The following is a 257-nucleotide window of genomic DNA, read 5'->3' on the forward strand; positions in this document are numbered from 1 at the left end:
GTGACGAGAAAGCAATGTCTTGTTCCGCAGTATCTGATGTATACGCGACTCTCAATATTACAAAGCCTGGTGCTGATGCAATATACTCAACCTTATTGTCAGCTCAAATGTCTGGTAAATTGGTATATGTTCGAACAGTTGATAATTCTTCACAGTGTGAAGTTTTATACGTTACCTTGGAAAGGCAATAATATAAAAGCACGCATTGAGATTGAGAGATGCAGAGATTAATATAGCTCACTTCCCGCAGCAAATAT

1 protein-coding gene is annotated in these 257 nt (G+C 38.1%); it reads left to right on the plus strand.

The genetic code is table 11. The features are described from left to right. Positions 1–191 (plus strand): hypothetical protein (locus tag R0K30_RS22585; protein WP_410613155.1); only part of this gene is annotated, 191 nt, incomplete at its 5' end. Between the last annotated feature and the right edge of the window lie 66 nt (positions 192–257).

The organism is Bacillus sp. SIMBA_154 (assembly GCF_046536015.1).
Taxonomy (GTDB): Bacteria; Bacillota; Bacilli; order Bacillales; family Bacillaceae; genus Bacillus; species Bacillus pumilus_P.